Here is a 22799-nt window from a genome sequence, read left to right as displayed (position 1 = left end):
GCTCCAGCACGTGCAGTTCGTGGTTGCACTCGGCGTTTTTCGTGCGGTCCTGTGCGATCTTGCGTACCGCATGCAGCACCGTCGTATGGTCGCGTCCGCCGAACAGCTCGCCGATTTCCGGCAGACTCTTTTGCGTCAACTCTTTCGCCAGGTACATCGCGATCTGGCGCGGGCGCGCGATGTTGGCCGGGCGGCGTTTCGAATACRTGTCCGCGACCTTGATGTTGAAAAAGTCGGCCACGGTCTTCTGGATGTTTTCCACGGAGATCTGGCGGTTCTGCACCGACAGCAAGTCCTTCAAGGCTTCCTTCACGACGTCGATCGTGATGTCCTTGCCGTGGAAGCGCGAGTACGCGAGGATCTTGCGCAGCGCGCCTTCGAGTTCGCGCACGTTCGAGCGCAGGTGTTTCGCGACGAAGAACGCGACGTCGTCGTTCAGCATCACGCCTTCCGATTCCGCCTTCTTCATCAGAATGGCCACGCGCATTTCCAGCTCCGGCGGTTCGATCGCGACCGTCAGGCCGGAGTCGAAGCGCGAGATCAGGCGGTCGTCCATGYCGGTGATCTCTTTCGGATAGGTATCCGACGTGATGATGATCTGCTTCTTGGCCGCGATCAGCGCTTCGAACGCATAGAAGAATTCTTCCTGCGTGCGGCTCTTGCCGCCGAAGAATTGAATATCGTCGATGAGCAGCATGTCCAGCGAGTGGTAGTAATGCTTGAAGTCATCGAAGCCTTTTCGCTGGTACGCCGTCACGACGTCGCGCACATACTGTTCCGCATGGATATAGCGGATGCGCGCGCCCGGCTGGTCGGCCATCACCTGGTTGCCGATCGCGTGGATCAGGTGGGTCTTACCGAGGCCAACGCCGCCGTAGAAGAACAGCGGGTTGTACGAGACGCCCGGGTTGTTGGCGACCTGGATCGCGGCGGCGCGCGCCAGCTGGTTGGCCTTACCGGTCACGAAGTTCTCGAACGTCAGGTCCGGATTGACGCGGCTCTGTTCGCGGCGCGGGTTGTTCGCGATGACATTGTCCGGCGTGACGATCGGCATCTCCGGCACGGTCTTGTCGGCGGCGGCGTTGATGCCGAGCGCGCCGCTGCTGGACGCCATTGGGGATGGGGCCGGCGATGCCGGTTTCTTCGGCAGGCTGTTCTTCGGGTCGAGCACGAACTGCACCTCGACCGGCTGCTGGTAGAAGTCGGACGCGAGCGCGGTGATGCGGTTGGCGAACTGCGACTTGACCCAGTCGAGCTTGAAGCGATTGGGCGCCGCAATGCGCAGCTTGCCGTCCTCGTAGTCGAGGGCGATAAGTGGTTTGATCCACGCGGTATATTGCTGCGGTGTCAGCTCGAGCTCCAACTGGTTGGAGCAGGTCTGCCAAAAGTTATCCATACATCGACTAAGTTAAGCGTAACACTCTATTTTACCTGTGTTCTCGCAAGTTATCCACAGGCACGGCATGAATTTTCCACCGAAATCTCAACAGGCGGCTTACCCGCTTTGTATACAGGCGCAACCGTTTGCATGACACGCCACGCGGCCCCAGCGCAACGGTTGCCTTGACAGTTGATCTCCAAATGCTGTCTAATTCAGGGTTCCCCGCCCGTACGCAATGTTGGGCACCTCGCAAACCTACTGCGCGTTGCACTTCCGGCCTGCGATGCTCGCTGTACTTTCGTACAGCTGCGCTTCTCTGCCAGAATTGCTGCCGCTCGCGACGGTTTTCGAGATGCCCCACTAAAAGAGCACACGGGCGACAAGCTTTGCTGTGGCGTGACGCTGGCTTAACAACTGCGAAATGTCATTGGCGCAATGCTGACTCAGCGTGAGCTCAGCCCCGATTCTGCATTCTATTTTGCTTTAAGCGAGACCACCATGAAACGTACTTACCAACCTTCCGTCGTTCGTCGCAAGCGCACGCACGGCTTCCGCGCACGTATGGCTACCCGTGGTGGCCGCCTCGTCCTGAACGCTCGCCGCGCCAAGGGCCGCAAGCGCCTGGCTGTCTAAGCCCGGAAAGCCGCCTCGACCGCGCCTACGACATATGTCTGGCGAAGGTTCGCACGACTTCGCGCGCGTTCGGCGCATCGTAAAAACGGATGAGTTTTCATCCGTTTTTCGTTTGCGCCCGGCACAAAAAACCGCGCATTTCGTGCTCTACACCCGACCGAATGCCCTGCCTCATGCGCGGCTGGGCGTCGTTGCGGCCAAACGGTTTGCGCCGCGTGCCGTCACGCGCAACACCATCAAGCGCGTCACGCGCGAACTGTTCCGCACCACGCCGCTTCCCGGCATCGACTGCATCGTGCGCCTGGCGCGCCCGGTCAACGGCAAGGACGGTCCGGCCACGACGTCCGCACTGAAGGCCCAGTTGCGCGTCGAGTTGGCGCGCCTGTTCGCCTCGCAGTTGCCGCGCGCCCGCAAAACCGACAAGGCCAACGCCGCTCCACAGGCGGCGGGGTCTGCGCCATCAGGTGCGCAACCGGGACTATCATGAACCGGTTGCTCGTCTGGCTGTTGCGCGGTTACCAGTTGCTGGTGTCTCCGATGCTCGGACAGAACTGCCGTTTCTATCCGTCCTGTTCCACTTACGCGATCGAGGCCGTGCAAGTCCACGGCGCCGCGCGCGGCAGCTGGCTCGCGCTGCGCCGCGTCTGCCGGTGCCATCCGTGGAACGAGGGCGGTGTCGACCCGGTGCCGCGTCCCGGGGAGCAGCATTCCTCACCAACCGCTTGCGGTTGCAAGCATTCCTGAATAAGACCAATGGAAATCAATAAACGTACCATCCTATGGATCGTGTTCGCCGTCTCGCTGGTCGTCCTGTGGAACGACTGGATGGTGGCCAACGGCAAGCAGTCGATGTTCTCGGCGCAGCCGCCGGCCAAGGTCGCACAGGCACCGAACCCAGCCAAGCCGAATGATTTGCCGGCGGCTGCGACGCCCGCCCCGGCCGCGACCGTGCCCGGTGTGCCCGGCGCCCCGGCAGCGCCGGCGCCGGTGCAGACCCAGGTCATCACGATCACCACCGACGTCTATAACGTCGACATCGACACGGCCGGCGGCGTGATCCGTCGCCTGGAACTGCTGAAGTACCGCGACAAGGTCGATCCGAACAAGAACCAGGTGCTGTTCCAGGCCAATGGCCCGCGCGTCTACCTGGCCCAGACCGGCCTGACGGGCGCCAGCGCGGCCGGCGTCCTGCCGAACCACAACACCCCGTTCACGCTTCGTCCGGGCCCGCGCACGCTGGACGGCAACAACCAGGTGCAGGTCGTGCTGGACGCGGAGCAGGGCGGCGTGCGCCTGACCAAGACCTTCACGTTCAAGCGCAACGACTACGTGATCGACGTGCGCCACGACGTGACGAACCTGACCCAGGCACCCGTGACCCCGTCGCTGTACTTCCAGCTCGAGCATGACGGCATGAAGCCGGAAGGCGATACCTATTTCAACAGCAGCTACACGGGCCCCACGCTGTGGACGCCGGAAGAGCACTACCAGAAGCTGACCTTCGACAAGATCGCCAAGGGCTCGGTCGAGCACGCGAAGGCGGCGAAGGATGGCTGGATCGCGATCTCGCAGCACTTCTTCGTCTCGGCCTTCATCCCGCCGGCGAATACGCAGCGCGACATCTACACGAAGTCCCTGGGCAACAACGTGTTCGCCATCGGTGCCGTCGAGCCGCTGGGCACCGTCGCACCGGGCGCCACCGTCTCCAACGCCGCGCGCCTGTACTCGGGCCCGCAGGTGCAGAGCCTGCTGGAAAACGTGACGCCGGGCCTGGACCTGGTGCGCGACTACGCCTGGGCCGCGATCATCGCCAAGCCGATCTTCGCCACGATGAACTGGCTGCACTCGATGATCGGCAACTGGGGCTGGACCATCATCGCCTTCACGATCCTGATCAAGCTGCTGTTCTTCCCGCTGTCGGCCGCAGGCTACCGCAGCATGGCCAAGATGAAGACCGTGACGCCGAAGATGCAGGCGATCCGCGAGCGTCATAAAAACGATCCGGCCAAGATGCAGCAGGCCACGATGGAGCTGTACAAGGCCGAGAAGATCAACCCGCTGGGCGGTTGCCTGCCGATCCTCGTGCAGATGCCGGTGTTCCTGGCCCTGTACTGGGTGCTGCAGGCCGCGGTCGAGATGCGCGGCGCACCGTGGGTGGGCTGGATCCATGACCTGACGGCGCCGGACCCGTACTTCATCCTGCCGGTCCTGTACGCGATCTCGATGTTCATCACGCAGAAGCTGAACCCGCAGCCGGCCGATCCAGTGCAGGCCAAGATGATGATGTTCATGCCGCTGGCGTTCTCCGTCATCTTCCTGTTCTTCCCGTCCGGCCTCGTGCTGTACTGGGTGGTGAACAACCTGATCTCGATGGCGCAGCAGTACGTCATCACCAAGAAGTTCGCCCCCGCAAAATAGTAGGGTGGGCACCCCGTGCCCACCATTCGAAAGGCCCGTGTCACGCACGGGCTTTTTTATTTGCTCCTACAATCCGACCATGAAACTCGATACTTCCCCCATCGCCGCCATCGCCACCGCCCCCGGACGCGGCGGCATCGGCGTGGTACGCGCCTCCGGCAAGGACCTGTCCCCGCTCGTGGCCGCGCTGTTCCCCGGCATGAAGCTGGCGCCGCGCCACGCGACCTATCTGCCGTTCCGGGATGCCGCGGGCGCCGTCATCGACGAAGGCCTCGCGCTGTACTTCAAGGCCCCGCACTCGTACACCGGCGAGGACGTGCTGGAACTGCAGGGCCACGGCGGCCCCGTCGTGCTGCGCATGCTGCTCGCGCGCGTGCTGGAGGCCGGTCGCGACATGGATCTGCGTCTCGCCGAGCCGGGCGAATTCACGCGCCGCGCCTTCCTCAACGACAAGCTCGACCTCGCCCAGGCCGAGGCCGTCGCCGACCTGATCGACGCGTCCACCGAGGCCGCCGCGAAGTCGGCGTCGCAATCGCTGTCGGGCGCGTTCTCGAAGGTCGTCCATGAACTGGTCGAGAAAACGATCAACCTGCGCATGCTCGTGGAGGCCACGCTCGATTTCCCGGAAGAGGAGATCGACTTCCTCGAGAAATCGAATGCGCGCGGCCAGTTGAAGGGCATCGTCGACGCGCTGGAAGCCGTGTTCCGCCAGGCCGCCCAGGGCGCGCTGCTGCGCGAGGGCCTGAACGTGGTGCTGGTGGGGCAGCCGAACGTCGGTAAGTCGTCGCTGCTGAACGCGCTGGCCGGATCGGATGTCGCCATCGTCACGCCGATCGCGGGCACGACGCGCGACAAGGTCAGCGAGACGATCCAGGTCGAGGGCATCCCGCTGAACATCGTCGACACGGCCGGCATCCGCGCCATCGACGATGGCATCGACGTCGTCGAGCGCATCGGCATCGAGCGCACGTGGGGCGAGGTCGGCAAGGCGGACGTGATTCTGCACCTGCTCGACGCGAGCATGGGTCCCGCGAAGGCCGACGAGGACATCATCGCCGCGTTCCCGCCCGGCGTGCCCGTCGTCCGGATCTGGAACAAGATCGACCTGTCCGGCCACCAGCCCAGCGTGGACCAGGGCGCGGACGCCGTCCACATCTATCTGTCCGCGCACGAGAAGATCGGCATCGACCTGCTGCGCGCGGAACTGCTGCGCATCGCCGGCTGGCAGCAGACGGGCGAGTCGCTGTACCTGGCGCGCGAACGCCACCTCGTCGCCCTGCGCGCGGCGCGCGAACACCTGCATCTCGCCGGCGAGCATGCGGCCCAGGACGACCAGTCGCTGGACCTGTTCGCCGAGGAGTTGCGGCTCGCGCAGGATCGGCTTTCCAGTATCACCGGACAGTTCACCCCCGATGATTTGCTTGGCGTGATCTTCAGCCGCTTCTGCATCGGCAAGTGATTTCAAATCCCGGGGATTCCAGCTGCGACGCTGGCGTGCGCCCGAAAGCGGGAAATGCGCGTAGCGTCGAAGGGCTGGCTAGCGTCGTCGAGGAGGCGTCATGATGGAATCCGAACCCGCGAACACGTTTCGCGGCCTGCCGCTGACCTCCGGGCAGGACAGCGAGATCAGGCATTACATCCACGTCAGGCAGCGTAGCGGGCTGCCATGGGATACGCCGGAGCTCCATGCGATGCTCGCGGACATGCTCGATCCGCCGGAACCGGTCGAGGAAGACCGGCGTTCGATTTCCGGCAGCATGGGCAAGGAGCGTTTGGCCGCGGTCCTCGACGGAGAGGTCGACCGCGACAAGGCCGACCCGCGTCCCGAGTCATGAGCCGGCGCCGGCATCGGCGCCGAATCGCCTAGTGCATGCAGCGCCGCTTGTGCATGTACATTGCCTGGTCGGCCTGCCGGACATAGTCGAGCAGTGGCGCGTCGCTGTCCGGATCGCATTGCACGGCACCGGCACTGATCGACAGGCGGTAGGTCCGTTCCTGCATCAGGTTGAACGCGTGCAGGTTCTTCCTCAACCTGGACAGGATCGTCTGGGGATGCGTTTCGTTCAGCGCGAAAGCGACGAACTCGTCGCCGCCGAGGCGGGCCAGCACGTCAGTGTCGCGCAAGGACTCGCGCAGCACGGCGGCGGCATCCCGGATCAGTTGGTCGCCGGTCTCATGACCGAGCTGGTCGTTCACCAGCTTCAGCCCGTCGATGTCGGCATAGATCACCGCGCAGCTGGCGTGCTTGCGCCGTGCCAGTCTGAACATGTGCTCCGCCTGGACGAAGAAGCCGCGCCGGTTGTTCAAGCCGGTCAGGATGTCGGTCAGGGCAAGGGTGCGCATTTCATCTGCAGCTTCGTCGCGCCGTGCCAGTTCGTTGGCATGCGCCTGGGCCGCGCCCGCCATCTGTTCGTACTGGGTCGATACCAGGTCTTCCAAAGAACTGCGGACCGAAATCCTGCCCAGCGCCGCGACGCACAGCTCAAGGATCGTCTCGAGCAGGCGCCGTCGCCTGCTCCATGCCTCGGGTGCGGCGTCGTCCTTCCAGCCGGCGACCAGCGCGGCCATGGCGTGCTGGGTCGGCACGCCCAGCAGCATCGTGCGCGGGGCCGGCATGGCGATGCCATCATCGCTGCTCGCCAATCGCGCCACTGCCATGCGATGCCAATCGTGATTGCGGTCGGCCTTGCGCGGCTTGCCCGTGCGGTCGAAGTCGATGGACTCGTTGACCTCGCCGCGAATCAGCAGCAACGCGCTGTCGACCTGGGCCAGGTCGACCATCGCGCGGCCGACCAGCGCCAGTGCGGCCAGCGACTCGCCGACCTGCATCAATTCGCGCGCCATGGTGAGCAGGGCCTGTAGTTGCTGGACCTCGGCGTCCGATCGGGTGTTTCGCATCATCGACAGGCTGCTATCGAGAAGGTGCGCACAAGTGCTCACCGATCCCTTCCTGCCCCGAGCCGTCCTGCTGACCGTGCTCGTGCCTGACAGGCGTTACTTCCCCGCCTCCCGCCGGCCCAGTGCCGGCGGCAGTGCCCGGCGTCACTGCCTGGCTCGCCTCGGGTAGCGCCGTTTGCGTCGCGTAGACGCCGGTGGCGAGCCGTTGCAGATTGACCGCCGCGTTCACGTCGCGGTCGTGATGCGCACCGAAGCCGGCACAGGTCCAGGTGCGCTCGCCGAGCGCGAACTGGTCGTTACGCTCCCAGCGCTGCAGCGTCTGGACCGTGGTCCCCAGCAGCCTGGCGGCCGGCCCGATTCCCATTGTGCTTTCCATGATCACGATTGGACACCTCTCCTCACATTTGGTTCGACTAGAGTCGAGCTCCGCTAACGGTTGGGCCGGGGCCACGGCGTCATCGATCGTCCGGCGCGGAGGGTGTGATCGCTTCCGATACCGATTGGCTGGCGCTCTCCCGGCGGCGCAGTTCCGGATGATCGAGGACGCGGGCGATCACGTGGTCCGGCACGTCCTTGTGCTGCATGTAGCGCCTGGCGAGTTCGGCGTCGCGCACCGCCAGGATGTTCAGCCCGCGCGCCACGGCATTGGCCGTCGACTCGTCGCTACGCCGCTGGCGTTCGTTGATGTGCATGGATTCTCCGTGACAAGATGTCGGGAGCGGCGCCGCATGTCGGGATGACGTTGCGAAGCCGCGTCACACCCGGTGTGGTCCATCATACGCGCCGTACCAGGACGTAGCCATGGATTTTTATCCCGGCTTTCATGCATGCCGCACGACACGCGGGACGGGCCCGGCCGCCTGCAGGGCGGCGGCGGCATGTTCCTGATGGGCGCGAATGCCGGTTTCATGGACCGCAACTGGTCCATCCTGGCCCTGATCAGCGCTGCGGGCGGTGGGGCCATCAACTACACCGACGTCAACTGGACCCAGACCGTGAACGCCCCGTTCAACGGACCGAACGCGATTCCTGGCGATGTCGTGAACTATGCCGCGCCCGGCGGACTGGCCTGAGCCGCCGCAAGGCTGTCGCCGCCTGATGCGCACGCCGCCACGGGCCGCACTGAGCGGTTCGTGGCAGTCCCGGCGCCGCTTATGCTAGGCTTGCCGCATTCAGATGACGTATGAGGCAGGCATGACGATGACACGGGACGGGATATCGAGACGGCGGCTGGGCAAGGCCGCGCTGGCACTGGCGGCGGGGGGCCTGCTGGCGTCGTGCGCCGGCCTCATCGGCCCGCGCCGCATCGAGCTGTCGCAATCCCGCCTGCAGGCGGGCCTCGAACGCCGCTTCCCGTTGCACAACCGCATGCTCGACCTGTTCGACGTGCAATTGACCGGCCCGCGCCTGGCGATCCTGCCCGAGACCGACCGCGTCGGCTTGACCTTGGACGCATCGGTGGCGCCGCCCTTCCTGCGCCAGACGTGGCGGGGGACGCTGGCGCTGTCCGGCCGCCTCGTGCTGGACAACGGGCGCAACGCCGTCGTCCTTGTCGACACCCACGTCGACCGCTTCGACATCGATGGCACGGAAGGCGGCCGCGCGCGCGACCTGGGTCGTGCCGCCGACCTGCTCGTGAACCAGCTGCTGCGCGATATACCGGTCTACACTTTCCACCCCGAAGACCTGCGCTACGCCGGTGTGCAATTCTTCCCTTCCCGCATCGAGACGGCGCCCGGCGCCTTATTCGTCACGCTGGAACCGGTGCGCTGACGGCCGGTCGACGCCCTCGTCGCAAATCCGATACGGCCTGTACGCACGATTGAACGGCCCGGCGCACACGTTGCCAATACTGCTATTATTTCGGGCAGTTGGATGGTCCGGCATCGTGACGATGACGTCGGGGCACCGTGACTGTTGTTTCTTGAAAACTAGTTGGGCGGAGGCATTGCAGAGGTAAGGCAAACAGCGCACACTGATTTGAAAGACCACGACAGCACGAACGCAGACCGCGCAGGCGTGCACAAGCGGCACCAGCGCGCTTGCGCTTTCTCATGCACACGGTGTTCCACTAAAGTAATCTCAGCGTTACTGACGTGCTGCCGGTAAGGGGGTAACCTTGGAAACGATACAGGAAAGTGTTCCGGACAAGAGCGTGCCTGTCGAGCCGATCGCCGCCGCCTCCATGGGTGCGGCGTCCGTGCCGGCCCGCGCGAGCCTCCCACCCAAGGGCTCGTGCTGGTATTGCGAAAAACCGCTCGACAGCGTGCGCCGCTTCTGCGGCAAATCCTGCGCCGATTCATTCGACGAAGAAGCGGAATACAACCGCCGCTGACAGCGCGGCGGTGGCTCCGGCGCGTACCGGTCAGCCGCCCGCCCGTTCGCGCAGCAGTGCCAGGGCGCCGTCGAAATCGAAGCCTTCGACCAGATCCGCCACGTCGCGGTAGGCCGCTTCTCCGAGTTGCGCTGCCAGCGTGTCCGCCGCTTCGCGCACGAGGTCGACCGCGTCGCCATTGCCTTCGTCGAGCAGCGTCTCGAGCCGGCCAAGGGCATCCGGATACGCCTGTGCCTGGCCCTGCGCCGGTGCCGCGGACGCGCGTTCGGGCAGGGTGCTGGCCAGGACGTCCAGTTCGCGCAATACCCGTTCCAGCTCGTCCTGCAGGCGTACGAGACTGACATGGACGTCGCCCGCGCCTGCACGCAGCAGTCTTTCCACCGCATCCGCCTGGCACCGCAGCGGCACCGCCTCGATCATGCCGGCCGCACCCTTCAGCGTGTGCACGAGGCGCAGCGCCAGCGGGAGGTCGCCCTGGTCGTACGCGGCGCGGACACCGGCCGCGGCCTGGCGGTACTCGTTGCGAAAGCGCGCGAGGACGCGTCCGAACAGCGCGCCGTCGCCCATCAGGCGTGCGACGCCGCCCGCGTGGTTCACGGCGGGGACGTCGCCTGCATCGGGAGGAGGGCAGTGCCCGGGACTGTCCATACAGGCTGGATTATTTCGTCGTGAACGACCAGTTGCGGGTGACCGGCGTGCCGTCGACGGTGCCGGTGAAGCTGACATCATACGTGGTCGCACCCGCCAGCTTGGACAGCGGGACGATCGCCGCGGCCGACTGCGTGGTCGTGTTCGCATCCTGGCCCTGGGCGAGCAGGCGCGTCGGCAGGTTGCTGCTGGCGCCGTGCGCGTGGATCGTGAAGCTTTGCACGACCAGCGTGCGCGTCAGGTTCGTGTGCACGCTGACCGGGTAGCCGACTTCATTGGCGTTGGGGACCGGGTCCGGTTCCTCGTAATCGCTGAAGAAATTCACCGGGACCTGGGTCTGGCCATTGAACGGCCAGGTCACGACGGTGCCGGCGGCGATGCCGTTGCCGTAGCCAAGGTTGGTGACGAAGTCGGCCGTGAAGTAATTGTAGTTGGACGACGTCGATGCGGCGCCGGCGCCGATTTCCTGGAACACCGGCTCGAAGATCACGAAGCGGTGGTAGATCGCCGTGATCAGTTCTTCGGCCATGTAGAAGCCGGAGCCGTTGGAGGTGGCCGAGATCACCTCGCCGATCGCATTGGGCGCCCCGAAGATATAGCCGGCAGCCTGCAGGCGGTCCGACAGCTGTTCGCCCGTGTAGCCCGGCTTGCCTCTGGTCTGGACGTGGGTCACGGTGTTGTTGATGCGCTGGTAGTCCGAATGGCCCTGGGCCGCGACGTCGATCATGCTGTTGCGCGTGAGGGGCGGCATGCCGATCTGGCTGCGGCGGTAGTTAATCCAGTTCAGGCCATCGGTGGCGATGTTGTTGGTTACGGTGGGCGCCGAGGCGTCCTGCCCGGAGAACCCGGTCGACTGGGCACCGTTCGAGGCACCGGCATTGTTATTGCCGCCGCCGCCACCGCCGCAGGCGACCAGCGCCCATGCCGCGGTGCAGGCGACAGCGATCTGCCGTGCGCGATGCATTCTGTTCATCATATAAAGCTCCCAATATCGTCTAACCGGGTGAAAAGAGCCTCCATTCTAGGCGAAAACGGCACGCCGTGAACGGCCGGGACGACAATCGCGGCCTCTATATAAGCCCATGTAAAATAAGCCATTATTCCGCTATCAACGAACTCAGTGAATCCAACCCGCCAGCAGCGCCTCGCRCGCGCCAAGTTTGCCCTGCCCAGTTTCGTGACCCTGTTGTCGATCGCCTGCGGTTTCGGCAGCATCGTGATCTCGGTCGACAACGCCCCGGTGGGCGATCCGTCCGATTATCGCCTGGCTGCGATCCTGCTGGTGCTGGCCGGCGTGTTCGACGCCCTCGACGGCTTCGTCGCGCGCGCCACCAATACGCAGTCCGCGTTCGGCGTGCAGCTGGATTCGATCGCCGACGTGATGAATTTCGGCTGCGCCCCGGGCCTGCTGTTGTACTGCTACGGCTTCGCCCAGATGGGCGCCGCGCACCCGACCCTCGTGCGCATGGGCGGCCTGGCCTGCTTCGTGTTCGTGGCCTGCGGCGCGCTGCGCCTGGCGCGCTTCAATGTGATGGTCGGGAAGACGGACCCGCGCTATTTCGTCGGCATGCCGATCACGGCCGGTGCCGCCTGCGTGGCGTCGGTGGTGGTCGCCTGGCCGGACCCCGTGGCCGACATGGCCGGCGCCTTCCTCGTCATGCTGCTGATGATCGCGGTCGGCACGCTGATGGTGTCGACGATCCGCTTCCCCAGCTCCAAGCAGCCGAAATCGAAGGCGACCTTCGTCGCGCTGGCTGTCTGCGCCGTGCTGCTGGCGTTGCTGCAGACGCGTTTCTTTGCGCTGTTCTTCGTGTTTTATATCGGTGCGACGCTGTTGTTGAACATCGCGTGGCGCAGCGGGTGGGCGAAGATCGCGCCGCCGAAGGTGTACGACGACGAAGCCGCGAATTGATATGGATTGATGGTTGACTGCGGTAGGGTGGGCACCCCGTGCCCACGCGGACGTTTGCGTATCGCATACGTTACGCGTGGGCACGTTTCATTTGGGGCCCCCGGCCCCAAATGCCCACCCTACGGTCATCCACCGGTTTTGTATCAGGCGAATTTGTCGAACATCGCCGCCAGGCGCGCCGCCGCGGCCTTCGCTTCCTCGACGTCAGCGGCATTGCCCGTATGGGTGACGATGCTCGCGGTGAGCAGCTGCACGAACGAGCGGTCCAGCGCCTTGCGCGCGGCCGCCATCTGCTGGGCCACGGCGTCGCAGTCGGATGGCGTATCGGCCAGCGCGATCAGCTTCTGGACGCCGCGCAGCTGGCCCTCCACGCGCGCCAGCCGGTTCAGCAGGTCCTTCTTCTGCTGCGCCGTGAGGGCGCGGCCCTCCACGATCTTGAGCGGCTCGGCCATGGCGACGGCCCGCTTACGCGACCTCGTGCCCGCGCGCGGCGCGCAGGATCGAGAACCAGTCGGCGCGCGACAGCTGGAACGTGGTGCCGGCGACGGCGACGGCGATCGCCTCGGCGCGGCCGCTGCCCGTCAGCGGGATCGGGCGCGACGGCAGCTGCATGATCCACGCGAACACGACGCTGGCGAACGGCTGGTGCAGGCGGTCGGCGATGTCCTTGATCACGAGGCGCAGGTTTTCCGCGTTCGCGTCGTTCGACGTGAACAGGCGGCCGCCGGCCAGCGGCGACCAGATCATCGGCGCGATGCCGAGGTCCTGCAGGCCGTCGAAGGTCTCGTCGAACATCGGCGCCACGTGCAGCGGCGAGAATTCCACCTGGTTCGTGGCCAGCTCGATGCGGCGGTTCAGCGACTCGAACTGGTGGCGGCTGAAGTTCGACACGCCGAAGTGCAGCACCTTGCCGTCCTGTTTCAGGCGCGTGAAGGCGGCCGCGATCTCGTCGAAGTCCATCAGCGGGTCGGGACGGTGGATCAGCAGCAGGTCCAGGTGGTCCGTGTGCAGCTGGCGCAGCGACTCCTCGGCCGACGCGACGATGTGGGCGGCGCTCGTGTCGTAGTGCTGGATGGCGTGCTGCGGACGCTTGTTGGACAGCAGCCTGATACCGCACTTGCTGATCAGCTGCATGCGGTCGCGCAGCGAAGGCCGGGCGCGCAGGGCTTCGCCGAACAGGCCCTCGACGCCATAGTTGCCATAGATGTCCGCATGGTCGAACGACGTGACGCCCAGCGCGATGCACTGCTCGATGAAGGCGATGCGCTGGTCCACCGTCATGTCCCATTCGACCATGCGCCACATGCCGGCGACGATGCGGGACAGTTCGAGACCGCCGGTCTTGCGGGTGGCGATGCGCGGACAGGACAGGTCGCGGGGCAGGGCAGGGCTCATCTTCGTTCTTTCAAATATCCGTTGCGTAGGGTGGGCACCCCTGTGCCCACGCGTGACGTGTGCGGTTTGCCGACGTCCGCGTGGGCACCGGGTGCCCACCCTACATTGATGTTGCGCTTATTTCATCCACAAGCGCATCGAGTCCCACGCGCGCCCGAAGATCGAGGCTTCCTGCACTTCTTCCAGCGCCACCACCGGCAGCGCCAGCAGCGGCTTGCCGTCGACGTTCATCTTCAGCGTGCCGACGCGGCTGTTCAGCGCCAGCGGCGCGACCAGCGGATCCTTGCGTTCCAGGACCGGCTTCATCTTCTGGGCCACGCCCTTCGGCACGGTCACCCACATGTCGTTGGGGAAGCCGATCTTCACGTTCGATTTCGAACCCTTCCAGATTTCCGGCGTGGCGATGGCCTGGCCCTTGGCGTACAGCTTGACGGTGTCGAAGTTCTGGAAGCCCCAGTTCAGGAGCTTCTGGCTTTCCGCCGTGCGGTTGCCGTCCGACGTGGCGCCGGACAGCACCGAGATCAGGCGGCGCTCGCCGGCCGGGCCGTTCGGGCGGTGGGCCGACGCGATCATCGAATAGCCCGAGGCTTCCGTATGGCCGGTCTTCATGCCGTCCACGGTCGGGTCGAGCCACAGCAGGCGGTTGCGGTTCTGCTGCTTGATGCGGTTATAGGTGTATTCCTTGACCGAGTCGATCTTGTAGAACTCGGGGAAGTCCTTGATCACGTGCGAGGCCAGGGTCGACAGGTCGCGCGCGGTCGAGTAGTTGTCCGGCGACGGCAGGCCGTGCGGGTTGGCGAACTTCGTGTTCTTCATGCCCATGCGCTCGGCGGCGCGGTTCATCAGCGTGACGAACGTCGCCTCGTCGCCGGCCACCGCTTCGGCCAGCGCCACGGCGGCGTCATTGCCCGACTGGACCATCAGGCCGTACAGCAGGTCGTTGATCTTGACCGGGGTGGCCGGGTCGATGAACATCTTCGAGCTGCTGTTGTCGACCTTCCAGGCGCGTACCGACACGTTGACCATCTGGTCCAGCGTGATCTTCTTGTCGCGCAGGGCTTCGAACACGACGTACGCCGTCATGACCTTGGTGAGCGACGCCGGTTCGATGCGGGCATCCGGATCCTGCGAGGCGATGATCTGGCCGCTGGTAGCATCCAGCAGCAGCCACGAACGGGCGGCGATTTGCGGGGCCGGGACCTGCTGGGCCTGGGCGGCCGACATCAGGAGGGCACTGGCGGCGAGGGCCGCGATTAACTTTTTCATGGAAGACAACTCAGACGTGAACAGTGGATGGTGATGCAATCGGCAATGCTCGAAAGCATTGCCTTCAAAGAAGATCGCATCATTATAGGCCAGCGTTAGCCGCAAATGTCACCGTCGCCACAATTGCGCGACAAGATTTTTAATGTGGACGAGCTTGCGGTGGAAGAAGTGGTCGGCACCGGGAATCACGGTCACGGGAATGTCGAGCGGACGCGCCCATTCGAATACATGCGCCAGGGGTATCGTATCGTCAAGCTCGCCGTGGATCAGGATCGTGTCGGCCGGGACTTCCGGAATCGGCCACTTGCCCGCGGCCGTGCCGACGAGTGCCAGGCGCTCGGCCGGGCGGCCCTGGGCGATCAGGCGCTGCTGCAGCTGGGCCTGGACGAAGGTGCCGAACGAAAAGCCGGCCAGCGCGTACGGCAGGCCGGGGTATTGCCCRATCATGTGGTCGAGCATGATCTCCATGTCGTCCACTTCGCCGCGGCCTTCGTCATGCACGCCTTCCGACTCGCCCACGCCGCGGAAGTTGAGGCGGGCCGTCGCGTAGCCGAGGCCGACGAAGGCGCGGGCCAGCGTCTGCGCCACCTTGTTGTCCATGCTGCCGCCGAACAGCGGGTGCGGGTGCGCCACGAGGGCGATGCCGCGTGGCGCCCCCTCGGGTTCGTCCAGCAGGCATTCCATCCTGCCGGCGCGGCCGGTCAGGTAAAACTTGTGCGAATTCTTGTTCATGGGTGCGTCGGCTTCAGATCTTCAGGCGGTCGACCACCTCGCCCTTGACGAGGTGGCGGTCGATGATTTCATCGATGTCGGAGTTGTCCACATAGGTGTACCAGGTGCCTTGCGGGTAGATGACCACGACGGGGCCTTCCTCGCAGCGGTCCAGGCAGCCCGCCTTGTTGATGCGGACCTGGCCCGGACCGTTCAGGCCCAGTTCCTTGATGCGCTGCTTGGCGTGCTTCTGTGCCGATTCTGCGCCGCTCCTGGCGCAGCTGGGGCGGCAGTCCTTGCCTTCGCGTTCGTTCAGGCAGAAGAACACGTGGTGCTTGTAAAAGGGTTTGTCGTCGTTCATGTCGTTTACTGATGAGTTGGCGCCGCGTCGGCACGATCGCCCGCTATGATACGCCCATCTACCTGAAGGGCGCGCTAGGGCCGGTTCAGCCGGTGCGACGGCAGCAGCAGGAACCACAGCGCGACGACCGGCCACGCCATGCCCAGGAACTGGGCGGCCCCGTTGAAGTTCAGGAATTTCCCCTGCTGCCAGGCCTGCAGGGTGGAGACGAAATACGGGTTGGCCGGGATCGTGTTCACGACGATGAGCGACAGTACGAGCGTCACGACGGCCAGCCGGCGCTGGGCCACCTGGGGCGCGAATGCGAGGCCGGCCAGCATGATCAGGCCGATCAGGAAGCCGCCCTCGGCGCCCGGCGTGACCCAGACGAAGGCATTGTCCGGCGCGAAGAACAGGGAACTGGCGAGCGTCTTGACGACGATGCCCGTGCCGACCAGCGCCAGCATCAGCGCCAGCCGGGGCGCGTCGCGGCGCGCCAGGCACAGCAGGGTGAGGGCGGCGCCGGTCATGCCGCAGGCGGTGATGATGGTCTCGGACAGCCAGTACTGCTCCACGCTCATCGGCACGTCACCGCGCAGCATGGTCACGAGGTCGATGTCGGTGTCGAGCCATTCGGACAGCCATTCCGACAGCAGCGGCAGCAGCTGGCCATTGCCGAACAGGTAGTTCTGCGGGAAGACCTGGGCCAGCGGCCAGAGGGCGACGAGGACCAGCCCCTGGCTTGCGTGCTCGGCGAACCAGCGCTGCCGCAGCCGGTACAGGCGGCTGCGGTCGAGCAGCAGGGATGCGCACCAGGCGCCGATCAGCGCCCCGGCCAGGCAACCGGCGGAATTGGTCAGCAGGTCGAGGTTCGACGGCACGCGGGTCGGCAGGTAGTTCTGCACGGTTTCCATCGTGCCCGACACGAGTACGCCCACGACGGCCGCGACRACGACGGCCCACATGCCGCGCACGGCGGGATACAGCGCCAGCACGAGCAGGATCCCGAACGGCATGTAGCCGACGATGTTGACCGCCACGTCGAAGCCGGTCCACCAGCGCGGCATCCGCAGGGTGAGGAAGGCGAGCGGCGACAGCCCGCTGCTGCGCCAGCCGGAGAACGGGTACCAGCTGGCGTAGACGATCAGCAGCAGATAAGCCAGCAGCGCCGCGCGCGCCACCGGCGAGGCGCGCGGGCCGGCTTCGTCTTCCGTATCGGTCATCGTCGGGCGGTGGTCGGGGTGTTCGGGGTATTCAGGGGGGGCAGGGCGCCCAGCCAGGCCACGATGTCGGCCGCGACGGCATCGGTGCTGGCCGCGAGGGCGCGCGCGCCGCCGGCCGCGTCGGCGCTGGGCGCCACGACGGCCTGGCGGAAGCTGCGCTGGTCGACCAGCACATGGCCCTGGAATACCGAAGCCCGCACGGCGACCACGCCCGTGCTCTGGCTGACGCCGCCGAAGTCCTGGACGAAGTCGTCGACGTCGATGCGCAGCAGCGGGATGCCGCTGGCCGCGTCGGTTTCCGACAGCACCCGCGCGCCCGATTGCGCCAGCCGCGTCTTGAAGCGCTGGGTCAGCAGCTGCAGCGGGCTCGCGGTCCAGCGGCTGTTGGCATAGGTGCGCGCCTGCAGCGGGTCGGCATAACTCAGGCGATAGAACATGCGTTCGCTGTCCAGCGCACTCGAGCCGGTGACGTCGGTGACGACCACCGGCCCCGGCGCGCCCCGGGCTGGCGCTTGGGATGGCGCCTGGGATGGCGCCTGCGCCGGCGCGGCCGGTCCGAAGTCGAACTGCGTCGTCGGCTGGCTTTTCTGCGAGGCGCAGCCGGACAGGATCAGCGCGCAGGCGGCGGCGATGATGTAGCGGGTCGGATGCGGGATCACTGGATTCCTCATTGGGTCGGGGGGACGAAACCGGGTTCGCCCGGGCCGGGTTCGGGCGTGGGGCCGCCGAACAGGATGCTTTGCGGGCGGTCGCCCAGGTTCGTCACGGTGCGGCGCACGGCGCGCAGCGACGTCTTCGCCTCGTCGGCCATGTCGACCACGTGCGGCAGCGTCTGCAGCTCGAGGTCGGACGTCACGCCGCCCAGCGAATCGATGGCGCTCGACGCGCGTTCCACCGGACCGCCCGGCGCCTGCAGGCTCGTCGCGAGGCGGTCGTAGTTGCGTGCGGCGCCGGTGGCGCTCGTCGCGAGTTCGTTCACGGAGCCCATCGTGCGATCGAGTCTGTCGGTCAGCGCGGGCAGGCGCTGCAGCGTCGGCTGCAGCTGGCCCGGGATCTCGGCATACGCGGCGGCGGCCTTGTTGATGCTGTCGAAGGCGCCCGTGATCTTGTCCTGGTTTTCCTTGCTGAGGACGTTGTTCAGGCTGTCCGTGATGCGCTCCGTCTTTTCCAGGATCGCGAGGCCGCGCTTTTCCAGTTGATCGAGCAGGCCGGGCCGCAGCGGGATGCGCGCCACGTGGCCCTTGTCGCTTTGCAGCAGCGGAGAACCGGTGCGGTCGTCGTCGAGCTGGATGAACGCGATGCCCGTCACGCCCTGGTAGCCGAGCGAGGCGAACGTGGTCTCCGTGACGGGCGCGCCTTCCTCGACGGAGAGCTTGATGAGGATCTGCCCGGTCACGCGCGGGTCGAACACGATGTCGTCCACGCGCCCGACCTCCAGGCCGCGGTAGCGCACCGCCGCCTGCGGGTTCAGGCCGGGGATGGTCTGCGTGGTGACGATCTCGTATGGATGCATCTTGGTGCGGTCGCGGTTCAGCCACAGGCCGATGAGGATGGCAGCCACCAGCAGCGCGACCGTGAAAAAGCCCGTCATGAGGGCATACGATCTGTTTTCCATGTCAGTCTTCCGACTCCTTTCTTGCGATGCGCTCTTCGAGCACTTCCAGCGCACGCTGGCCGCGCGGCCCCAGGAAAAAATGTTTGATGAACGGGTGCTGGACGCGCAGCACGTCGCACGATGGCCCCACCGCGAGCACGTGCTTTTCCGCCAGCACGGCGATGCGCGAGGACAGGGCGAACAGCGTGTCGAGGTCGTGCGTGACCATCACGACGGTCAGGTGCAGCTCGCTGTGCAGCGTCTGGATCAGCGACACGAAGGAATCCGACAGGTCCGGGTCGAGGCCCGCCGTCGGCTCGTCCAGGAACAGCAGCTGCGGTTCGAGCGCGAGCGCGCGCGCGAGGGCCGCGCGCTTGATCATCCCGCCCGACAGGTCGGACGGCATCTTGTTGGCGTCGCCCGGACCAAGGCCCACCATGTTCATCTTGAGCAGCACGGCGTCGCGCACGACTTCCTCGGGCAGGGCGCGCAGCTCACGCAGCGGCAGGGCGATGTTGTCGAACACGGTCAGCGCGGAATACAGCGCGCCCTGCTGGAACAGCATGCCCCAGTGGTTGCGCATGCGCTGCAGCTGTTCCGGACTGGCGCTGCTGACGTCCTCGCCGAACACGGTGACCGAGCCGCTGGCCGGCCGCTCCAGTCCCAGCATCTGGCGCAGCAGCACGGTCTTGCCGGTGCCCGAGCCGCCRACGATGGACAGGATCTCGCCGGCATAGATGTCGAGGTTCAGGTCCTGGTGGACGACGGTGCGGCCGAAACGGGTCCAGAGGTTCTGGATCCGGACCACCGGCGGCCCGACGTCTTCCTCCGGCTTGCGGTTCAGTTGCTGCGGTGCGCGTTCGCCTTTCGCAGTCTCCATCAGAAGCCCACCCCCGAGAAGACGATCGCGAACACGGCGTCGGCCAGGATCACGACGGTGATCGCCGTGACCACGGAGGTCGTCGTGCCGCGACCGAGGCTTTCCGTGTTCGGCTGGATGCGCAGGCCGAAGTGGCAGGACACCAGCGCGATCAGCATGCCGAACGCGACGCCCTTGCCCAGGCCGATGGTGTAGTTCACGATCGGCACGGCCGACGGCAGCTTCTGCACGAAGTAGCGCATCGTCAGATCCAGTTCGATCTTCGCCGAGACCATGCCGCCGATCAGGGCCATCGCATCCGTCCAGACGACGAGCAGCGGCATCGCCAGCGCGAGCGCCACCACCTTGGGCATGATCAGGCGGTAGCCGTGCGAGATGCCCATCACGAGCATCGCATCGAGTTCTTCCGTCACGCGCATTACGCCCAGCTGCGCCGTGATCGACGAGCCGGAGCGGCCGGCGACGAGGATCGCCGCCAGCAGCGGACCCAGCTCGCGGATGATGCTCATGCCGAGGATGTTGACGAGGTAGATGTCGCCGCCGAACATGCGCAGCTGCTGCGCCGACAGGTACGAGAGCACGACGCCGATCAGGAAGCCGACGAGCGCCGTGATGCCGAGCGCCTGGAAGCCGGAGTGGTAGATGTTGGCCGACACCTCGCGCCACGGGCCGGACAGCGGATGCCGCAGGAAGCGGCCGATGTCCTGCACGACCTGGCCGATCAGGGTGATGGCGCCGCGCATGTGCTCGAAGAAGCTCAGCACCCCGCCGCCCAGCGTGATCACCCATTGCAGGTGGCTCTTGCGGGACCGCGGCAATTCGATCTGGCCGGATTTTTCGATGCGTTCGAACAGTTCCTGCTGGCGTGGGTCGAGCTTGAGCTGTTCGGGACGGCGCTTGCCCCAGGAATTCCAGAACAGCTGGGCGCCGATGTGATCGAGGCTGGCGATCTCGGACAGGTCCCAGGCAACCGGCTTGCCGGCGAAGGCCTTCAGCGTCTTTTCGATGTCCTTGAAGCCGCGCCGGGAAAACGCGTGCACCTGCCAGACGCCGCGCGCCACCACGGATTGCCCCGCGCCCGTGGCCCCGGATTCCGGGTTGGGCCGCTCGATGGTTAATGTTGGCGCATTTTCAATCCGCATTGCGGCAGTGTAAAAGAGATTCGCAACTGCCGCCACCGGCGCTACGTTACCGTGTTGGACAGGTTGGTCTGTCTTTACGCGGCGAGGTGGCGCACCTGCCGTTCGGGCGCGGCTGCCGGTTTCGCCTGCGCGGACTTGTCCGCCGGCTTGTGCGCACTGCCCGCATAATCGCTCGCGATCAGGGCGGCCGCATCGTGCGCGGGCATCCCGCGCAGCTGCAGCCAGGCCTGTACCAGCCTGGCGAGACGGTCCAGGGCGATGCGATGCGTCGCATCGAGCTGCGTGTACATCCAGTCCGAGAACGCCATGAAGTTGGCGAACGGGCTGTCGCCCAGCAGCACCTTGACCGTATGGGCGAAGCGGCCGGAGTTCGCGACCAGGTCCCAGTAGCGGGCAAAGCGCACGAGCCGCTGCATCGTGCCGAAGTCGATGCGGTCCGTGGCCAGCACGGTGTACGGCGGATACGGGTCGTACACCATCTTGTAGGGCTCCGTATGGCGGATGATGGGCGTGCCGCGCAGGCGCTTGAGGATGCCGAACTGGATCTCGTGCGGGCCCAGGGCCGCCAACTGGTCGAAGCCGCGCGCGAACGATTCGACGTCCTCGCCCGGCAGGCCGGCGATCAGGTCCACGTGCAGGTGCGCGTGCGAATGCGCCATCAGCCAGCGGATGTTGGCGGCCGCCCTGGCATTGTCCTGGCGCCGRCTCACGAGCGTCTGCACGTCCGGATTGAAGCTCTGGATGCCGATCTCGAACTGCAGGGCGCCGGGCGGGAACTGGGCGATCGTCGCTTTCAGGGCTTCCGGCAGGTGGTCCGGCACCAGTTCGAAGTGGGCATAGACCGGATCGTCCGGGTTCGCCGCGATCTTGTCGAGGAAGAACTGCATGATGCGCTGGCTCGTCTTGACGTTCAGGTTGAACGTGCGGTCGACGAATTTGAACAACCGGGCGCCGCGCTGGTACAGCGTCTCCATCTCCGCCAGGAAGGTATCGATGACGAACGGCCACGCCGTCTTGTCCAGCGACGACAGGCAGAACTCGCACTTGAACGGGCAGCCGCGCGAGGCTTCCACGTAGATCGTGCGGTGGGCGATGTCTTCGTCACTATATAAAGAGTAGGGCAGGGCGATTTCCGCCATCGGGGGCTGCACGCCCGCATGCACCTTCATGATCGGCTTGGGGCCGTGCAGGATCTCGCCGCACAGTTTCGGGAAGGTGATGTCGCCCCAGCCCGTGACGACGTAGTCGGCCAGTCGCGTGATGTCCTGCTCGCCCGTCTCGTGCGAGACTTCGGGGCCGCCCAGCACGACCGTCACCTCGGGCGCCACACGCTTGAGCATCGCGACGACCTTCGTCGTCTCCTCGACGTTCCATATATAGATGCCGAAGCCGACGATGCGCGGCTTCTTCGCCAGCAGGCGTTCCACGACTTCGGTGGTCTTGGCGCCGATGACGAATTCCATCAGGCTCGTCTGCTCCTGCAGCGGCCCCATATTGGCCAGCAGGTAGCGCAGGCCGAGCGAAGCGTGGGCGTAGCGGGCGTTGAGGGTGGCGAGCAGGATGGTCATGGCGGTGCGGGGAGGACGGCAAAGCGTCCATTGTAGCGGGACTTGCGGCCGGTATGCGGCGCTGGTATCATTTGGTCCCTCGTCGAAAACGACAGGCCGTCAAACGGTTCTGAACGCTTCGGCGGAGGCAAAAAGAAGTTGACGAACATCGCGAAACACTGCATAATCTCACTTCTCTGCTGCTGACGAACAAAACGATTCGCAAGTGCAGCAAGGCAGTACCGAATACCGATCTTTAACAATAAACAGTCGATAAGTGTGGGCGTTTGATGAGGTGCCAGCAGTCGCGTAAGTGGCTGCTGAATGCTTAAATTATCAAATGTTCACGCAAAAGAAATACGTTGCTCAGCAATGAGTGACGGTCAGTATTTTGAGTGAGCGATCTGCTGTTGGCGAAAGCCGATGGCAAAAACAGGAATTAAACTGAAGAGTTTGATCCTGGCTCAGATTGAACG

At 65.4% G+C, this 22799-nt stretch carries 27 protein-coding genes; 10 read left to right on the top strand and 17 right to left on the bottom strand.

The genetic code is table 11. The features are described 5' to 3' along the window. On the bottom strand, nucleotides 1-1396 hold a 1396-nt coding region (gene dnaA / locus AC1DYX_RS11150; protein ID WP_477258879.1), incomplete at its 3' end, for a chromosomal replication initiator protein DnaA. A 483-nt stretch (nucleotides 1397-1879) separates the two neighbouring features. Here dnaA and rpmH point away from each other — a divergent pair. The 6 genes from rpmH to AC1DYX_RS11120 all read left to right on the top strand — a co-directional run bounded on the left by rpmH (nucleotide 1880) and on the right by AC1DYX_RS11120 (nucleotide 6267). Then, a complete protein-coding gene (gene rpmH, locus AC1DYX_RS11145; RefSeq protein ID WP_075796440.1) occupies nucleotides 1880-2014 on the top strand; it encodes a 50S ribosomal protein L34 in 135 nt (44 codons plus the stop codon). Between the two features lie 34 nt (nucleotides 2015-2048). Then, nucleotides 2049-2501, top strand: a complete 453-nt coding sequence (rnpA, locus tag AC1DYX_RS11140; protein ID WP_477258878.1) for a ribonuclease P protein component — start codon at nucleotides 2049-2051, stop codon at nucleotides 2499-2501. After that, nucleotides 2498-2758, top strand: a complete 261-nt coding sequence (gene yidD / locus AC1DYX_RS11135; RefSeq protein ID WP_477258877.1) for a membrane protein insertion efficiency factor YidD — start codon at nucleotides 2498-2500, stop codon at nucleotides 2756-2758. Before rnpA ends, yidD begins: the two co-directional genes overlap by 4 nt. Before the next feature lie 9 nt (nucleotides 2759-2767). Continuing rightward, nucleotides 2768-4432 carry a membrane protein insertase YidC gene (gene yidC / locus AC1DYX_RS11130; protein ID WP_477258876.1) on the top strand — a complete coding sequence of 555 codons (1665 nt, stop codon included), beginning with the start codon at nucleotides 2768-2770 and terminating at the stop codon, nucleotides 4430-4432. A gap of 79 nt (nucleotides 4433-4511) precedes the next feature. Beyond that, nucleotides 4512-5891 carry a tRNA uridine-5-carboxymethylaminomethyl(34) synthesis GTPase MnmE gene (mnmE, locus tag AC1DYX_RS11125; RefSeq protein ID WP_477258875.1) on the top strand — a complete coding sequence of 460 codons (1380 nt, stop codon included), beginning with the start codon at nucleotides 4512-4514 and terminating at the stop codon, nucleotides 5889-5891. A 100-nt stretch (nucleotides 5892-5991) separates the two neighbouring features. After that, a complete protein-coding gene (locus tag AC1DYX_RS11120) occupies nucleotides 5992-6267 on the top strand; it encodes a hypothetical protein (RefSeq protein ID WP_477258874.1) in 276 nt (91 codons plus the stop codon). Between the two features lie 28 nt (nucleotides 6268-6295). Here AC1DYX_RS11120 and AC1DYX_RS11115 read toward each other — a convergent pair whose 3' ends face one another. The 3 genes from AC1DYX_RS11115 to AC1DYX_RS11105 all read right to left on the bottom strand — a co-directional run bounded on the left by AC1DYX_RS11115 (nucleotide 6296) and on the right by AC1DYX_RS11105 (nucleotide 8022). Beyond that, nucleotides 6296-7333: a GGDEF domain-containing protein gene (locus AC1DYX_RS11115; protein ID WP_477258873.1), complete on the bottom strand. Its 1038-nt coding sequence runs from the start codon at nucleotides 7331-7333 to the stop codon at nucleotides 6296-6298. 10 nt (nucleotides 7334-7343) lie between these two features. After that, entirely contained in the window at nucleotides 7344-7694 is a 351-nt protein-coding gene (locus AC1DYX_RS11110) for a zinc ribbon domain-containing protein (protein WP_477258872.1), read from the bottom strand. A gap of 91 nt (nucleotides 7695-7785) precedes the next feature. Beyond that, on the bottom strand, nucleotides 7786-8022 hold the full coding sequence (locus AC1DYX_RS11105) for a hypothetical protein (RefSeq protein WP_477258871.1): 237 nt from the start codon (nucleotides 8020-8022) through the stop codon (nucleotides 7786-7788). A gap of 135 nt (nucleotides 8023-8157) precedes the next feature. Between AC1DYX_RS11105 and AC1DYX_RS11100 the strand changes: the two genes are divergently transcribed. From AC1DYX_RS11100 to AC1DYX_RS11090, 3 genes are all read left to right on the top strand, one after another. Next, the gene (locus AC1DYX_RS11100; RefSeq protein ID WP_477258870.1) at nucleotides 8158-8403 is read left to right on the top strand and encodes a hypothetical protein; all 246 of its coding nucleotides are present in this window, start codon (nucleotides 8158-8160) and stop codon (nucleotides 8401-8403) included. Nucleotides 8404-8524: 121 nt separating this feature from the next. Further along, nucleotides 8525-9103, top strand: coding sequence for a DUF1439 domain-containing protein (locus tag AC1DYX_RS11095; protein ID WP_477258869.1), 579 nt, complete (start codon nucleotides 8525-8527; stop codon nucleotides 9101-9103). 346 nt (nucleotides 9104-9449) lie between these two features. Continuing rightward, nucleotides 9450-9665: a hypothetical protein gene (locus AC1DYX_RS11090; protein WP_477258868.1), complete on the top strand. Its 216-nt coding sequence runs from the start codon at nucleotides 9450-9452 to the stop codon at nucleotides 9663-9665. Nucleotides 9666-9695: 30 nt separating this feature from the next. On the opposite strand, the gene AC1DYX_RS11085 is transcribed toward AC1DYX_RS11090, so the two are convergent. Continuing rightward, nucleotides 9696-10313, bottom strand: a complete 618-nt coding sequence (locus tag AC1DYX_RS11085) for an Hpt domain-containing protein (protein WP_477258867.1) — start codon at nucleotides 10311-10313, stop codon at nucleotides 9696-9698. Between the two features lie 10 nt (nucleotides 10314-10323). After that, nucleotides 10324-11289, bottom strand: a complete 966-nt coding sequence (locus AC1DYX_RS11080; RefSeq protein ID WP_477258866.1) for a CAP domain-containing protein — start codon at nucleotides 11287-11289, stop codon at nucleotides 10324-10326. Between the two features lie 144 nt (nucleotides 11290-11433). On the opposite strand from AC1DYX_RS11080, the gene pssA reads away from it, so the two are divergent. Next, nucleotides 11434-12225, top strand: coding sequence for a CDP-diacylglycerol--serine O-phosphatidyltransferase (gene pssA, locus AC1DYX_RS11075; RefSeq protein WP_477258865.1), 792 nt, complete (start codon nucleotides 11434-11436; stop codon nucleotides 12223-12225). Nucleotides 12226-12368: 143 nt separating this feature from the next. Here the strand turns inward: pssA and AC1DYX_RS11070 are convergent, their stop codons facing one another. The 11 genes from AC1DYX_RS11070 to AC1DYX_RS11020 form a co-directional block, all read right to left on the bottom strand. Then, on the bottom strand, nucleotides 12369-12677 hold the full coding sequence (locus AC1DYX_RS11070) for a metal-sensing transcriptional repressor (protein ID WP_477258864.1): 309 nt from the start codon (nucleotides 12675-12677) through the stop codon (nucleotides 12369-12371). 13 nt (nucleotides 12678-12690) lie between these two features. After that, nucleotides 12691-13620 carry an aldo/keto reductase gene (locus tag AC1DYX_RS11065; protein WP_477258863.1) on the bottom strand — a complete coding sequence of 310 codons (930 nt, stop codon included), beginning with the start codon at nucleotides 13618-13620 and terminating at the stop codon, nucleotides 12691-12693. A gap of 117 nt (nucleotides 13621-13737) precedes the next feature. Then, entirely contained in the window at nucleotides 13738-14886 is a 1149-nt protein-coding gene (locus AC1DYX_RS11060; protein WP_477258862.1) for a D-alanyl-D-alanine carboxypeptidase family protein, read from the bottom strand. 108 nt (nucleotides 14887-14994) lie between these two features. Then, nucleotides 14995-15618, bottom strand: a complete 624-nt coding sequence (locus AC1DYX_RS11055) for an alpha/beta hydrolase (RefSeq protein WP_477258861.1) — start codon at nucleotides 15616-15618, stop codon at nucleotides 14995-14997. Between the two features lie 13 nt (nucleotides 15619-15631). Continuing rightward, nucleotides 15632-15958: a (2Fe-2S) ferredoxin domain-containing protein gene (locus tag AC1DYX_RS11050; protein WP_477258860.1), complete on the bottom strand. Its 327-nt coding sequence runs from the start codon at nucleotides 15956-15958 to the stop codon at nucleotides 15632-15634. Between the two features lie 74 nt (nucleotides 15959-16032). After that, nucleotides 16033-17160, bottom strand: coding sequence for a VanZ family protein (locus tag AC1DYX_RS11045; RefSeq protein WP_477258859.1), 1128 nt, complete (start codon nucleotides 17158-17160; stop codon nucleotides 16033-16035). Then, the gene (locus AC1DYX_RS11040; RefSeq protein WP_477258858.1) at nucleotides 17157-17819 is read right to left on the bottom strand and encodes an ABC-type transport auxiliary lipoprotein family protein; all 663 of its coding nucleotides are present in this window, start codon (nucleotides 17817-17819) and stop codon (nucleotides 17157-17159) included. The genes AC1DYX_RS11045 and AC1DYX_RS11040 overlap by 4 nt, the downstream gene beginning before the upstream one ends. Before the next feature lie 8 nt (nucleotides 17820-17827). Next, nucleotides 17828-18775: an MlaD family protein gene (locus AC1DYX_RS11035; RefSeq protein ID WP_477258857.1), complete on the bottom strand. Its 948-nt coding sequence runs from the start codon at nucleotides 18773-18775 to the stop codon at nucleotides 17828-17830. A 1-nt stretch (nucleotide 18776) separates the two neighbouring features. Continuing rightward, nucleotides 18777-19634, bottom strand: a complete 858-nt coding sequence (locus AC1DYX_RS11030; RefSeq protein ID WP_477258856.1) for an ABC transporter ATP-binding protein — start codon at nucleotides 19632-19634, stop codon at nucleotides 18777-18779. Next, on the bottom strand, nucleotides 19634-20776 hold the full coding sequence (locus AC1DYX_RS11025) for an MlaE family ABC transporter permease (protein ID WP_477258855.1): 1143 nt from the start codon (nucleotides 20774-20776) through the stop codon (nucleotides 19634-19636). Before AC1DYX_RS11025 ends, AC1DYX_RS11030 begins: the two co-directional genes overlap by 1 nt. 74 nt (nucleotides 20777-20850) lie before the next feature. Continuing rightward, nucleotides 20851-22344, bottom strand: coding sequence for a B12-binding domain-containing radical SAM protein (locus AC1DYX_RS11020; RefSeq protein ID WP_477258854.1), 1494 nt, complete (start codon nucleotides 22342-22344; stop codon nucleotides 20851-20853). Between the last annotated feature and the right edge of the window lie 455 nt (nucleotides 22345-22799).

It is taken from the genome of Massilia sp. P2_C2 (assembly GCF_056404615.1).
This window is presented reverse-complemented; position numbering and strand designations above follow the sequence as displayed.